This window comes from Bacillus sp. EU55, from assembly GCF_038005925.1.
Classification (GTDB): Bacteria; Bacillota; Bacilli; order Bacillales; family Bacillaceae; genus Bacillus; species Bacillus velezensis.
Map to the genome: position 1 here is coordinate 2183959 of NZ_JBBOUE010000001.1, position 15903 is coordinate 2199861.

A 15903-nucleotide genomic window follows, 5' to 3' on the forward strand; every position below is an offset into this window, starting at 1 on the left:
CTAAAAGTTCAATTGAATAGAATCAAGCGCGTTCTCTTCTTCCTCATTGCTGCCGCTCAATCCGATATGTTCGATTAGAATGCTTGGCTGTTCCAAAATCGCCGATAGGATGTGTAAGTAGTCGTTTGATAAAACCTCGATTCTGCTTTTCTTAAACAGTTTTTTTGAATATTCAAACAGTCCGTGATAGTTGTCGCGGTCCGCCTGAATCGACAAGGTCAAATCGAATTTGGCAACCGGATGATGAAATGGATACGGCTTGAGTTGAAGGGAATCGAAAGTCAATTCAGCATGATCAAGATTTTGCAGCACAAACATCGTATCGAATAAAGGATTACGGCTTGAATCTTTTGGAAGATGCAGATGCTGAATTAATTCTTCCAATGGATAGTCTTGATTTTTATAGGCGTTCAGCATGTTTTCTTTTACTTCGTTTAAGTAGGCATCAAATGTTTTACGGCCCGCCGGGTGATTGCGAATGACTAACGTATTGACGAACATTCCCACGACCGGCTCTACATCCAGATGAGTCCGCCCGGCAGATGGTGTTCCTACGATAATATCTTCTTGTCCGCTGTATTTGGATAAAAGAATCGTATAGGCTGCCAATAAAATCATATACAGTGTTGCTCCTGTGTCTTCTTCCATTTGGCTTAAACGCTGTTTCAAGTGTTCGGGTATAAGAAATTCAAATGATTCGCCTTCGTAATCGCGTATGGCAGGTCTCTCATAATCCGCAGGCATATCCAGTACAGGAATATCACCGTGAAACTGATCCAGCCAATACGCTTCCTGGTTCTTGATGTTCCGTTTTTGAATGTCCGATTGCTGCCAAACTGCAAAGTCTTTATATTGAATAGAGAGCGGGCCCGGTTCGTTCCCCTCGTAGATTCGGCTTAAATCTTTCATCAGAATATTGACGGACACGCCGTCAGAAATGATATGATGCATATCAACCACAAGCACGTGCCGCGCAGGTGCAATTTCAATCAGTCCGGCCCGCATCAGCGGCGGTTTGGCTAAGTCAAACGCTTTGATGAAATCAAGCACACGGTCTTCCGCTTCTTCTTCGCTTGCTTGAATTCGTTCTATCGTAAAGTCGACGTTCTGATGAATACGCTGTGCCGGCTCGCCTTCATATAAATCAAAGCTGGTCCGTAACGCTTCATGACGCGCGATTAATTTTCGGAAAGCGGCGTTTAACCGTTCGGGATCGATCGTCCCTTCCACATTCATGGCACCCGTCATATTGTAAGTCAGCTCGCCGCCTTCTGTGTGACTTAACAAATACATCCGCCTCTGAGCTGAAGAAACCGGATAATATGGCATTTCCTTTGCAGCCGGAATCGGTACATATCGATTTTTGTCCATGTGTAACGCCTTGTCAGCCAATTGTTCAATGGTAGGAAACTTGAATATGTCTTTGAGAGACAGATTCACATCCAGCTCTTTGTGAATTCTGGCGGCTAAGGCAGCCGCTCGGATGGAGTTGCCTCCGAGATCAAAGAAATTATGTTTGATCCCCGCATGGCTTATTCCGAGCACTTCCTTCCATAAATCTGTCAGTTTGGACTCCGTCTCATTACCCGGCGGTACATATTCAGCTGTCTGCTGCAGACTCGCTTCTGGTGCAGGCAGGGCCTTACGGTTTATTTTCCCGTTAGATGTTAACGGCATATGCTCCAGATGGACAAAATAGGACGGAACCATGTAGTCCGGAAGCTGCGATGACAATTGTTCCCTAAGCTGCGCAGCCGCTATAGGCTTGTCGCTTACGTAATACGCGCATAATTGTTTTAAGCCGTCTTCTTCTTCTTTCTCTGTAACCGCGGCTTTTTGCACCGCTTCCGCGTTATGCATCGCTGCTTCAATTTCACCAAGCTCGATTCGGTGGCCCCTGATTTTGACTTGTTCATCAACGCGCCCAATATATACAAGATTTCCGTCCTTCAATCGCTTAGCCAAATCCCCTGATTTGTACATCTTCGCTCCCGGGACATACGGGTTTTCAACAAATTTCTCTGCCGTTAAATCCGGGCGGTTCCAATACCCTCTGGCAACACCCGGTCCGCTGATATATATTTCGCCGATTACCCCGAACGGAACCAGGTTTCTGCTTGCATCGGCCACATAAATATCCGTGTTGGCAGCCGGAGTGCCGATCGGGACAAATTCCCGCTTGTCCCGTTCTGCGTCGAAGTGATAAATCATACATCCGACGACAGCTTCCGTCGGTCCGTATTCATTGAAAATGTCCAGCCGGCCTTTAAACTGCTCGCTGACACTTTTGGCCAGACGGGTGCTTAAATTTTCTCCGCCGACAATCATTTTCCGTATTGCGGTGCCGCCAGCGATATTCATCTCTTTGATGACGTGCAGGTGTGCCGGGGTCAATTTGATCATGTCTATTCTTGAGTCCCGCATAATCTCAGAAAGCACAGCGCTTTTGTCTTCGCCGTCAAAGACAATGATGGTATTTCCCGTAACCAGCGGTGTAAATATCGAGGTCACAGTCAGATCGAAAGAGATGGAAGAGTATAATGGGAAGTTGGTTTTCTCACCTCTTACATAAACCTCTTTCGCCCACCAAATATAATCAGCCAGTCCCTGATGCTCAATGAGTACACCTTTTGGATTTCCCGTGGAACCTGACGTATAGATCATGTAGGCCAAATCATGCGCATCGCTGTCCGGTTCAAGATTCGAGTGATCCCCATGGTATGAGTTTTCCTCATCCAAAAGCACAATGTCACCATCATACGGTAATTGATCCAGCAGGCTGCGCTGTGTCAACACAACCTCCGCCCTTGAATCTCTCAGCATATATTGAATCCGATCTTCCGGATATTCAGGATCAATGGGCACGTATGCGCCGCCGGCTTTCAGAACAGCCAAAATTCCGACAATCAGCTCGATCCGATGCGGGCAGATGATGGCAACGAATTGATCCGCTTGTACGCCTTTTGTCCGTAACGTCCGCGCCAATCGGTTCGCCCGTTCATTGAGCTGTCTGTACGTATACCGCTCATTGCCAAAAATAACGGCTTCATGATCGGGACTCTGTTCCGCCTGCATTTCAAACCACCGATATACCGTTTCCTTATGCGGATACGGCGTCTTTGTGCCATGACACTCCGTCAGCAGTTGATGCCGTTCGGTTTCAGACAGCATAGGAACGGAAGACAATGTCATCTCCGGCTGCTCAACAAGACTGTTTAAAATGGCGGTATAGTGTCTGGTGATCTGTTCAATGGTGTCTTTTGTGAATCGTCCCGGTTTATAATCAAAATGCATCTCTATCTGTTGACCGGCATCTTCGATCGTAAGCATCAAATCATATAAAGAGACCCCTGGATTTCGTTCTTTCACTTTAAATGTACATTCATTGTGCCGGATTTCATGAAATTCAATGTTTTGAAACACAAACATCGTGTTAAACAGAGACTTTCCGGTTGTTTCCCGCTGCACATTTAATTTTTCCACAAGCCGGTCGAATGGATAGTCTTGGTTTTCGAAAGCGTCAAGCGTCTGCCGCTTTACTTCTTCCAGATAATCCGTAAACGTTCTATTGGCGTGCGGCTTCGTCCGGATTCCGATGGTTTGTATGAAAATACCGATGATTTTTTCGATATCCGGATGATTTCTTCCTGAAGCAGGCGTGCCAACGACAATGTCTTCTTGTCCCGTATATTTATGAAGCAGCACATTATAGGCGGCCAGAAGCACCGTATAGAGAGTCGTTTCCGCCTTTTGTGCTAAATCTTGAAGCGAACGGATGACATCCGGCTGTAAGGAGCATGTCACACGCTGTCCCTTAGAAGACCGTTCTGCCGCTTTGGAACCGTCTGTCGGCAGGTCAAGGATGGGAATTTCGTCTTGAAATTGTTCCAGCCAATATGTCTCCTGCCGCTTCATGGCATCGTCATTCAGCCGTTGGTTTTGCCATTCTGCGAAATCTTTATATTCAAATTCAATGTCCGGTAATGGTTTCTGATGATATAAAGCCAGCAATTCATTTGTCAGGATGTTGACGGAATAACCGTCCGAAATGATATGATGCATATCGATGAGCAGTTCGGCCTGCTCGTTTTCAATCTTGATCAGCTCCGCACGAACTAACGGAGCTTGGTCCAGGCGGAACGGTTTTACAAACCGGTCTGAATAGGCATCAAATTCATCCCGGCTCATTGTCCGGACATGAACGTTAAAATCAACTTCGTTTTTAAGTTTCTGAACGATATCGCCATCTATAATGTCGAAATACGTGCGAAACGCTTCGTGCCGCTGCATCACTTGTTGAAGAGATGAGATCAGGGCTTGCTCATCGTACTTCCCTGTTATTGATATGTGGCCGAACATATTTTGCGCCAGCTGATCCGGTTCCAGTTGGTGCAGGAAATATACTCTTTGCTGCGCCGGCGATGTCGGGTAATACGCTTTTTTCTCGGCAGCCTTCATCGGGAGGTGCACGACTTTCGTTTCGTTCTGAATGAAACGTGCTAATTCCTTAACAGTCTGGTGATTGAAAAATTGTCCGATGGAAACCTTTTGATGAAATGTCTTCTGAACTTTGGAAAGCATAAGCGTCGCCTGGAGTGAGTTTCCTCCCAGAGCCAGGAAGCGATCTGATCTGCCGACCCGTTCAAGGCCGAAAAGTTCCTCCCAAATCCGCGCCAGCTGCCGCTCCGTTTCATTTACCGGCGCCTCATAGACTTCAGTAAAATTTGCCGTATTGCTTGCTATTGAAGAGACCCGCTTCTGGTGTTCGGCGTAAAGTGCTTGTAAATCTTGCTGTTCTTCATCGGAAAACATCATCATGGCGTCAAGAGGGATTGAATCTCCCTCAACCATTTTTTGCAGCAATTTTGCAAAACCCGCTCCCCACTTTTTCATGATTTCCGCACTGATGACGTTCGTATTAAAATCGAAATCAAGAACATATTCTTGATGCGCGTCAGTTATGTTCAGAAATAAATCGTACAGGGTGCATTTTACCGGGTATGCAACGGGCTCCGCCTCCGCCTTTCCGAAATGCAGCTTTCGAAAAGGCCTGTCTAAATTAAAGATAATACGCATATCCGGCACTTGATCGTGCGGAAGCTCTCTGGCCACCAATGTCATCGGGACGGCTTGGTGCCGCATTGCAAGATTCACGCTTTCTTTCATATTGCCAAGATAACCGGATAAAGTGCTTTCTGAAGAAGACGTGTTCTTCACCGGAATCATATTGACGCAATTTCCAATCAGAGCATGCTGTTTCATATGCGATTGACCTGCTGCGGGGATCCCGATCACAAGGCCTGACTGTTTGGTAAGCCGGTGCAGAAAAAGATGAAATGCGCCCAGCATCGTCACAAATACGCTATTTTTCATCTGAATGCTTAATGACCTTAAAGCCTCGCTCAATGGCCGTCCAAGCCTGACGGTACACCGGTCTCCCTCATACCCGTTCGGATAACGGACAGAAGCTGTGCTTGGCAGAATTGGCTGCTGTATCGGTTCAGAGAAATGACGCCGCCAATAACGGACCCCTTCTTCATAATGGCCGCTGTCAATCTGTTTCTGCTGCCAGTCTAAGTATTGGCGAAACGAAACATCTGCCTCTTTCGGCGAAATCGGTTTTCCTTGTACTATTGCCGCGTAGTTGCTCTCCAGTTCTTGAACAAAAACGGCGATTGACCATCCATCGGCAATGATATGATGGAACGTGAGCACAATCAGATGTTCATTGTGAGCCGATGTAAGCACATGGATTCTAAACAAAGGCTTTTGTTCATGGAAATGAAACGGCTGCTTGGCATCTTCTGTCAGCCATTTTTGGATTTCCGGCCCCCGATGTTCATGCGGGAGGCCGGTAAAATCAATGACAGGTATATCTATATTCATCCGTTCCTGCACTTGCTGTACCTCGTCATCGGGATGAATCACCGTACGTAAAGCTTCATGACGGTCAACGATATGCCGGACGGCTTGTTTTAATGATGTATACTGCAGTTCGCCCTTCACTTTCAGCATAATGGACTGGTTTAAAGCGGCGGAAGCTTCATTCCCGTAATGGGATGCCATAACCAACTGCTTTTGTTCAGGTGAAAGCTCGCGCGTCCCGGACTTTTTACGGCCTCCGCCATCAGGGGAATCCGGACCTTCCGGGATAAATCCGCCTCGGCGAAGATCCTCCACCGTGTCTTTCACCGCTTGAATAATATTTTCGATATCATCCGCGGTATGCGCGGCAGACAAGAAGCAGTTGCGTCCTTCCCACACATAGACCCCTTTATAGTTGAGGTGGTAAAAGAACAAGTCATTATCAAGCGATGAGACAAACCGGAATAAAGAACCGAATCGAACCATGCGGATAGGCACTTGCGCTTGTTCGAAGCAGCGATTCAGCTCATCGACCAGGTAGGCTGTTTTTTGATTAAGCTGCTCATACAGATGTTCTCCCTCGGTTTGCAAATGGCGAAGGACGGCTAATGACATCCTCATGGTAAGCGGGTGAGTATTGAAGGTGCCGGCCACAAACGTGCGCTTCGCCTCGTCTTGCGGGTAGGAATCGTCCCCATACTGCCAGGTACCCCCGTCGATCGCATTCATGAACTCAGCTTTTCCGGCAACTACCCCTAACGGCTGTCCGCCGCCGATGATTTTTCCGTAGGTCACTAAATCAGCCTGAATGCCGAACCATTCCTGTGCGCCGCCGAGACCGATCCGAAATCCGGTAATAATTTCATCCATAATCAGAGCTGTTCCGGATTGCTGCGTGATCGCCCGCAATTCTTTCAAAAATGCCCGCGGCTGCAAATCCGGTCTGCGGCTTTGTACCGGTTCCACCAGTACGGCTGCCAATTCATCACCAAGACTACGGATCACATCCAGCGAATCGGGATTGTTGTAATGTAAAATAATCAAATCATCCATAAAGCTCTGCAGTATACCCGGAGCCAGCGGATTCGCAGACGCAGCCCCGCCTTTTGTGCCGGCAACCCCTAATACGCCGTCAAACGTGCCGTGATAAGATCCTGAGAACGCCACGACTTTCTTTCTTCCTGTCGCCGCCCGCGCCAAACGCAGGGCAACCATGACGGCCTCTGTTCCGGAATTATAGAAAGCGACCCTTTCCACTCCGGTACATGTGCGGATCCGGTCGGCAACTTCACCGACGACATCTGACATCGGGCCGAGCGGAGGCAATGATGAACGGGTTGAATCATCGATAACCTGTGTAATAAAGGAAGGATGATGCCCGAAAAGGTTAACCCCGAATCCCATGGTGATATCGATATATTCATTTCCGTCAATATCCCACATTTTAGAACCGTCAGAACGTTCGGCGATAATCGGGTATACGATTTCCTTCCAATACGAACGGAAGCTGGACAAATTGCGGTTGTTTGCATGAGCAAATCGGGTATTGTCCGTATATTGTTTGGAACCTTTCGTTTTATCTGCGTATTTCTTGATGAAATCTTCTAAGTATTGTTTTTGCTGTGCGGTATAGTGTCCCTGATCATTCAGGTTCTGAGGCTGGAAAGGAACATAGGGTTTCGCTTCTTGAGCCGCTTTCTGTTCTGCAGTGACGGTCGGAGGCCCCTGCTTGACAGAAGGAATTGATTTCTCTTGCGCTTTAGCGTATTCTTTCTCACCGGAATGATGTCCGCTGTTTCTCAACAAATTAAAGCTATTTAATTGAGCTTGCAAGGTATCCTGAATTAATTGATTCTGAGATGCGATTATTTTTTCGAGCGTATGCTCTTGATGACCATCTCTGCGATCCGATTCAGGCTGCGCTTCTGAAATGACCTGTGTTTCCTGCGCCGGAACATTCTCTTGAGGCGGAGCGGATGCAAAGGACGATGGAACGGTATCAGCCAAGTAATCTATGACACTTTGAAGGTTGGTCAACGTATCAAAAAAACGATCCATCGGGATGTCTACCCCAAATTCGTCCGCAATGGCTTTTTTGACCTGTGACAGCATGATAGAATCCATTCCGAGCCCGATAAAATGAGCATTCAGATCGAGTTCTTCCGCTCTGATCCCTGAAGCGTTGCTGATTACAGTTTTCAGGAAGGATTCAATGTGCGCTTTCGATTGATTGATATTCAATGCTGCTCCTCCTTTCTTTTCGCCCTCGTTTAAGCGCAATTGGTCAGCTTCAGCCCAGCATCGGCTCCGTTCAAACGGATACAGGGGCAATGGCGTCTTTTGTACAGTTTCACCGGAATAAAGCGCGCGCCAATCGATAACGGCTCCTTGCACAAATAATTCGGCTGCGCGATGCAGCCATGTGATCCGTTCATCTTGCGTACGTAAACGCTGCTTAATCAGTGCGGCTGCTTGTTGATTCAGCTCTTCTTTATGAGCAGGCAGCATTTCCTTCATATTCTTGTAACCGATGTATACTCCGGGAAGGTTTCTGTCTCCCTGAATCAGGCGGGTCAGCTTATCCGATAGTTCTTGTTTACCGGATACAATCATGGCAATGCCATGATCTAAATGAGCCCTGCCCGTAGTGGCTGTATAGCAAATGGACTTTAATGAAGCTTGGCTGTCATCCGATACATATTGCCGGTACTGCTGTGCGAGTTCATAGAGTGATTTTTCAGTATGAGCGGATAAAACAAATAGGTGCGGCCCATGTTCATCCTCGGGCGCATACTCACTTTGAGAAATATATTCTTCCAATACCACATGAGCGTTCGTTCCGCTAAAACCAAATGAGCTGACTCCGCCTCGCAGCGGCTCACCACCGGATGTGAACGCTGCAGCTTCCTGGTTTACGTAAAATGGTGAAGAGTGAAAATGAATAAGCGGATTAGGTTCATTAAAGTGCGCTAACGGCGGATTTTTCTTGTGATTCAGCATGAGGACAGATTTGATCAGCCCGACGATGCCTGCCGCTTCAAACAAATGACCGATGTTCGATTTAACAGAACCAATCGCACAAAATTGTTTTTTTGCCGTATACTTTTCAAACGCTTTACAAAGCCCGTTAAATTCAACCGGATCGCCGAGCTTCGTTCCGGTGCCATGCGCTTCGATGAAAGACAGTGTTTCAGGAGCAATACCCGCGTCTTTCCAAGCCGTCTCAATGACCTCAGTCTGAGCTGCCGGATTCGGCGCTGTAATCCCGGCGGTTGTTCCGTCTTGATTCATCGCGCTTCCCTTGATTACGCCGTAAATATGGTCTCCGTCGCGAACAGCATCCTGCAAAGGTTTTAGCAGGACTGCGGCCGCGCCTTCACCTGTGCCCGTGCCGTCTGAATCTTTGCTGAACGTTTTCGTGTACCCGTCCGAAGATTCCATATCAAGCCCGATACAGATCGGCAAGAGCGATGTTCGGATACCTCCGGCAAGAGCCATTTCACAATCGCCGGACATTAAAGATTTACATGCCATATGAACGGCGGCAAGCGATGAGGAGCATGCCGTATCCACTGTGACCGCCGGCCCTTTTAAATTTAAGAAATAAGCGATTCGGCTGGCTAGCACGGAAGGGAGATTGCCCACGATATATTGATGAAGTTCCTCCGGATAATTCGCAGAAAGGAGACGTTCATAATCGTAGCCCACCTTCGAGTACCCCGCATATACCCCGACACGGCTCCCGTTCATGCTGCCGCCGGCATAGCCCGCATCTTCAATCGCATGCCATGCAGACTGCAAAAACAGTCTTTGGTTAGGATCCATAAACTGAGCCGCTTTAGGAGCTAAACCGAAGAACGAATAGTCAAAGCGGTCGATTTCATCTAAATAGCCGCCCTTCACAAACTGACTCTCATTGAACTCGCTTTGAATGGACTTTAAATAATCCGCCGCATCTTTCAGCCGGGATTCGGGATATTCTCGAATGCTGTGCTCACCTTTTTCAAGCAGATTCCAAAAATCACTTTTCGTTGACGCTCCCGGGACATTGAGCGACATCCCGATAATGGCGATATCTTTCGGTGTCACATGGCTTGGTTTCGCTGCCGCCTCCTGCTTGATTTCAGCACGGCTTTCAGACAGATATACCGCTAAATCAGTGATAGAAGGATACGTAAAGAGATCTGAAACGGAAAGCTCGCGTCCGAATTTCTGTTCTATGCGCTCGGCAATCTGCGATAACTGTAATGAATTTGCTCCCATATCAAAATAACTGTCAGCGAGGTGAACCTTTTTTCCATCGAGCACTTCGGAAAAGATAGACAGCAATTCCGTTTCTATCTCATGAATGGGTGTCTGTCCGGATGTTTCCGTGCTGCTCTCCAAACATTCATTGATGGCGGCGGACTCTGTTGAAAAATTCCCTGCCTCATACTGTCTGGCAAGTTCGTAGCGTTTAACCTTTCCGCTGGTTGTTTTAGGGAGTTTTCGGATCGGAAGGACTTCTTTTATGCTCCAGCCGCCCCGCTTGTACAAATGTTTTTTTATCTCTTTGACAAGCGGTGCAAATTTTTCAGGTGATTTTTTGTAAACAACAAAGAGCACGATTTCTCCGCTTTGTGTCTTTTGATCATATACACCGCAGGCGGCAACCCTTCCTAAGTCAACCTCTTCCATTTCAATCGCGACCCGTTCAATATCGTGCGGGTAGATATTTTTTCCGTTCACGAAAATAATGTCCTTTTCTCTTCCGGTTACGACTAAGTTACCACTTTCACTAATGAATCCGAGGTCTCCCGTTTTTACCCAGCCGTCAGAAGTCAGCGCTTTTTCCGTACTCTCGGGGTTGTTGTAATACCCTTGCGTCACATTGTCTCCTTTGATCTGGATATGGCCGATGATTCCGTCTTCTACTCTTTCATTTGTTTCATCGGAGATCCGAAGCTGACAATAGTCAATAGGTTGTCCCACCTCGACGAATGAAGCGCAATGTTGGTCCTCTTTGCTGACTTTTACAGCTCTTTCACCAAGATTTAAATAGTCACGATGCAAATAAACGGGAACGAATTCTTTACCTATTTTAGAGAACGCTGCGCCAACCGAAGCTTCCGCTAAACCGTAAACATTCAAAATGGCGGATCTTTTCAGATTGAATGCTGCGCATCTTTTCAAAAATTCGTCACACAGCTCCGGCAATATCGGTTCTGCACCGTTTGCGATGACCTTGATGTGGGATAAATCCCAGTCTGGTTCGTTTTTCAGAAATTTAAGGAAGTAGTTGTACCCGAAATTAGGAGATGATAGAATACTGGCTTTATGTTCATGAGCTTTTTTCATCCAAAGAATAGGTCTGCGAATAAATAACTCTGTAGGCATTAGATTTTGATTGATTCCGGTTATGAAGGGAACAAGGTGGCAGGCGATGAGCCCCATATCATGCGTTAAAGGCATCCATGATAAGAAAGAGTCTTTCGAATGAACGTGTAGGGCATTCCCAATGGCGCACGTGTTATGTATTAAGTTGTGATGCGTTAACATGACTCCTTTTGGATCTCCTGTCGATCCGGAAGAAAATTGGATAAAGGCGAGTTCATCCGCATCAGGTTCATAAAACGAAGCGGGGTAATCGTAGGTTTGATCTTGAATGACGTCAGATTTTTCGTTTAATTGATGATGGAAATCCTGTAAATCGTGTTCTGCAGCGTATTTCTTTATTTTGTCCAATACTTTTTCAGAGGCAATCAGAAACGGATGATTTAATATATTCCAAATGCGCCAGACCTTCAGCTTATGGTCATCATCTTCTCCGATACTGACCGGCACCGGGATCATTCCTCCTAATATACAGGCCCAAAAAGCAACGACAAATGATTTGTTTTCTTGGATTTGAAATACAATTTCCTGCTTCGGCTTAATGCCGAGATGCTGTAAATAGCCAAGATACCCTTGCGCCTCTTCAAACAATTGGCGATAAGAGACAACCGTCTCGTTTTTATCGGATTCGATAAAACGGATCCCGCGATCAGAGATATTGCTTCTTTCCCGAATGACATCTACTAAGGTTTGGAATTGACTGGTATACATAGGTCCCCTCCTGGGCGCTTTATTTTAAAATCCGCAATTCTTCCCAAGCCGGAAGCTGTTTAGCTTCACAAATTAATTTGCATAAATGGATCGAATGTTCGAGTTCTTGTTCTGAAAGCACGTCTTCATGCCTTTTCATTCTCTCTTTCAGCTCTTGGATTTGCGTAAATAATGGCGTCGTCATATTGGAATAAGCCGCTGAATCCTTGTTGTAATTTCGCGCAATGACGGATTGAATCATCAATTTATTCAGTTGTTTTTTGCGTAAATGGACAATATGTTTCTTTCTTTCCGCTGAATTGGAAAGCGGGGGAACATCGGATGTCTGTCCTAAGGGATAAGGTACAATGTGATTCGTTGTTTTTCTCAGCAGCCCGGCTAAGACATTGTTCGGACCCATTTCGATGACTTCCGTCACTCCGTGTAAAAGCAAGTAATGCATCGATTCTGTCCATCTTACCGGCATCGTCATGTGCTGCTTGAGGTGTTCGCTGATCGAATTTCCGCTGCTGTAAGGGCGCGCGGTGACATTTGAAATGATCGGCCATGCGGCATCCCGGAAGGAATACCGGTGTAATACAGTCTGGAATTGTTCGGAGGCTGATCGTATCATCGAACTGTGAAAAGGCGCACTGACATTCAAATAAGTGTATGCCGCACCCTTTTCCTCCGCCATCTTGATGACACGTTCCACAGCTTGCCGGTGTCCGGAAATCACATGCTGCTGTTCTGAATTCATGCAGGCTACTCCTGCCGGAAAGTCTTCCGTCGACACTTTCGAACATATTTCCTGCAACGTTTGAAGAGAGAGGTGAGTCACGGCGGCCATCGCCCCCTGCTGCTTGGGATCCGCATTTTGCATAAGAATTCCCCGCTCCCTTACAAGTGTAACGGCATCCTGAAAAGAAAGGGCGCCGGCACAGACAAGCGCTGAATATTCGCCTAAGCTATGGCCTGCCAGGAAGCGGGGCTTCACCTCTATTTCCTGCATATACACTTGAAAAGCAATAACACTGACCGTTAAAATAGCGGGCTGCGCGTTCATTGTCTTTGTCAATTCATTCATATCTCCGTTAAAACACAGTTTTTTTACATCCAAGGAGATCGCATCGCTCGCCTCTTCAAACAATCTCTTTGCGAGCACAAAATCATTCCAAAATTGTTTGCCCATTCCTACAAATTGAGACCCTTGTCCAGGAAATAAAAAGGCAAGATTGTTCATGAGATTCCTCCGATCATATTGAACAGGGAATACAATATCCTACAAAATATCCCTTTATCTAACATCCTAGCATGATTATAACAAATGTGTATAGAATACTTTCGGAGGAGTTATTGTTCGTTTTCACAAACGAATTAGATATATTTATTCATAAAATAAAACATGGGGATTTCACCGAAAATCAGTCTTAAAGAGAGATGATGAAAGCCGGGGTGGAGCCTGTTACCGGCTCTTCTTCACTTCGGACGCGCTCTTCATGTTTCATATGTTTTAGAGCTATTGGCATTATTGTGTCAGAAATTACATATTTTCTGTTTATTGTAAAAATTCATTTGTATATCTGTGAAGGATTGTAAACTGATTGCGCTTGATTATAAATGTGGTGCAAGAGATGAATCTGGATGGGGAAAATCCGCAAGGACGAAATACGCCGCAGAACATGCGAATGACCCTGCCCGGATACCGATTGACGCAGTAAATCGGCCTATTGAGTGAACAAGGTTTTCAGGCATAAAAAAACAGCCGTTCAGAGCGGCTGTTTTTTAAAAAAGTATAAGAACTATTGAGCGGTATACCCGCCATCCATGACTACGGCTTGACCTGTGACCCCTTTTGCTTTGTCGCTGGCCAAAAATACGGCGTAATCAGCGATTTCCTTCACTGACAGCAGCCGTTTTTGGGGAACGAGCGGAAAGATGACGTCCTCAAGCACCCGCTCGTACGGTACATTCCTTGTTGCGGAAATGTCCTTTAACTGATTGCGGACAAGCTGAGTGTCCACATATCCCGGACAAAGCGCATTGACGGTAATGCCGTCAGCCGCGCCTTCAAGTGCGCCGACTTTCGTTAAACCGATGACGCCGTGCTTGGCGCTGTTATATGCCGATTTTCCATGAAAACCGATCAGTCCGTTGACAGACGCCATATTAATGATTCGACCGAATTGCTGTTTTTTCATAATGGGAAATGCATGCTTCATTGCGATAAATGGCGCAGTCAGCATGAGACGAATGAGCCGTTCAAACTGTTCGGTGGGAAATTCCTCGATGGGCGCGACATGCTGAATGCCCGCATTATTCACAAGGATATCGAGACGTCCGAATTGTTTCTCGACCGTCTGCAGCATGTCGGCCACTTGCTTTTCATTTGTTACATCGCATGTGATGCTGACTGCTTCACAGCCTTCATCTGTCAGTCTTGCCGCCGCTTCTTTCCCCGCTTGTTCGTTTACATCAGAGAGGATGACGGCTGCTCCTTCACGGGCGAATTCTTTTGCGATTTCGAGCCCGATTCCTCCGGCTGCTCCTGTTACAACGGCTGTTTTTTCAATAAGCAATGACGGCACCTCCTCATTTTGGTCTGACCCCGTTTTTTAACGACTGGCTGACAGTAAAATGACCTTCTGTTTTCTCAAAGACCTCCTCCATTGTTACACCTTCCTGCAGTTCGGTGAGCGTCATACGGCCATCATGAAAATCGAATACAGCCAAATCTGTGATCAGCCGATCGACCACCTGCCTGCCGGTTAAAGGCAGCGTACATTCTGTTCTCACTTTAGATTCCCCATATTTATTAACATGCTCCATAATGACAATAATCCGTTTTGCTCCGTGGACCAAGTCCATGGCGCCGCCCATTCCTTTGATCATTTTTCCGGGGATCATCCAGTTCGCCAAATCTCCCCGTTCGGAGACTTCCATCCCGCCGAGGATCGCTACATCAATGTGGCCGCCGCGAATCATGGCAAAGGATTCGGCACTGTCAAAATACGAGGCTCCCTTTACTTCGGTAATGGTTTCTTTTCCTGCATTGATCAGATCGGGGTCCTCCGTTCCTTCCGCCGGATAAGGCCCGATCCCGAGCAAGCCGTTTTCAGACTGAAGCAGGACGTTATAATCATTCGGTATCTCATTGGCTACAAGCGTCGGCATCCCTATCCCCAAGTTCACATTCATTCCGTCCTTAATTTCCTTTACAGCCCGTTTGATCATTCGTTTTCTGCTATCTCTCATTCTGTCAGCCTCCTTTATCATGCTTGCCGGACGGTGCGGCGTTCAATCCGTTTTTCATGAATCCCGCCGTGCAGCACGTGCTGCACAAAAAAACCCGGCGTATGAATTTGATCCGGATCAAGCTCTCCGGCATCGACGATTTCTTCAGCCTCTGCAATCGTCACTTTGCCTGCCATTGCAGCGAGCGGATTGAAATTTCTTGCCGTCTTTCTGAACATCAGGTTGCCCAGAGGATCGGCTTTCCAGGCCTTTACGATGGCGGCGTTCCCTGTAATCCCTTTCTCCAGAAGGTAGGTGCGCCCGTCAAATGTCTTATGTTCTTTTCCCTCGGCTACTGATGTTCCGACGCCCGCAGGTGTGTAAAACGCCGGAATGCCCGCCCCTCCCGCGCGAATTCTTTCTGCGAGCGTTCCTTGGGGCACCAATTCGACTTCCAGCTCTCCGCTTAAAAACTGCCGTTCAAAGGTTTTGTTTTCTCCCACATAGGATGCGACCATTTTTTTGATCTGCCGGTTTGCAAGCAAGAGGCCTAACCCCCAATCATCAACACCGCAGTTATTACTGACAACGGTCAAGTTTTTTACGCCGCTGTCCCTTATCGCGAGAATTAATTGTTCCGGAATGCCGCACAGGCCGAAGCCTCCTGCGATGAGGGTGTCTCCGTCCTTGATCAGTGCAGCAGCATCTTGATAAGAGTCCATCACTTTTCCTTTTCCCATA

General features: G+C 46.9%; 5 protein-coding genes. All 5 read right to left on the minus strand.

Going from position 1 to position 15903, the window contains the following annotated elements; translation table 11 throughout:
* The 5 genes from bamA to NYE50_RS11125 all read right to left on the minus strand — a co-directional run bounded on the left by bamA (position 1) and on the right by NYE50_RS11125 (position 15902).
* Positions 1 to 11949 (minus strand): bacillomycin D hybrid PKS/NRPS BamA, encoded by an 11949-nt coding sequence (gene bamA, locus NYE50_RS11105; protein ID WP_159354225.1) that lies wholly within the window; start codon positions 11947 to 11949, stop codon positions 1 to 3.
* A 19-nt stretch (positions 11950 to 11968) separates the two neighbouring features.
* Positions 11969 to 13171 (minus strand): bacillomycin D biosynthesis malonyl-CoA transacylase BamD, encoded by a 1203-nt coding sequence (bamD, locus tag NYE50_RS11110; RefSeq protein WP_159354226.1) that lies wholly within the window; start codon positions 13169 to 13171, stop codon positions 11969 to 11971.
* A 559-nt stretch (positions 13172 to 13730) separates the two neighbouring features.
* Positions 13731 to 14516, minus strand: coding sequence for a 3-hydroxybutyrate dehydrogenase (locus NYE50_RS11115; RefSeq protein ID WP_159354227.1), 786 nt, complete (start codon positions 14514 to 14516; stop codon positions 13731 to 13733).
* 4 nt (positions 14517 to 14520) lie between these two features.
* On the minus strand, positions 14521 to 15183 hold the full coding sequence (locus tag NYE50_RS11120; RefSeq protein WP_007410136.1) for a CoA transferase subunit B: 663 nt from the start codon (positions 15181 to 15183) through the stop codon (positions 14521 to 14523).
* Between the two features lie 17 nt (positions 15184 to 15200).
* Positions 15201 to 15902, minus strand: coding sequence for a CoA transferase subunit A (locus NYE50_RS11125; RefSeq protein WP_159354228.1), 702 nt, complete (start codon positions 15900 to 15902; stop codon positions 15201 to 15203).
* Position 15903 lies beyond the last annotated feature (1 nt).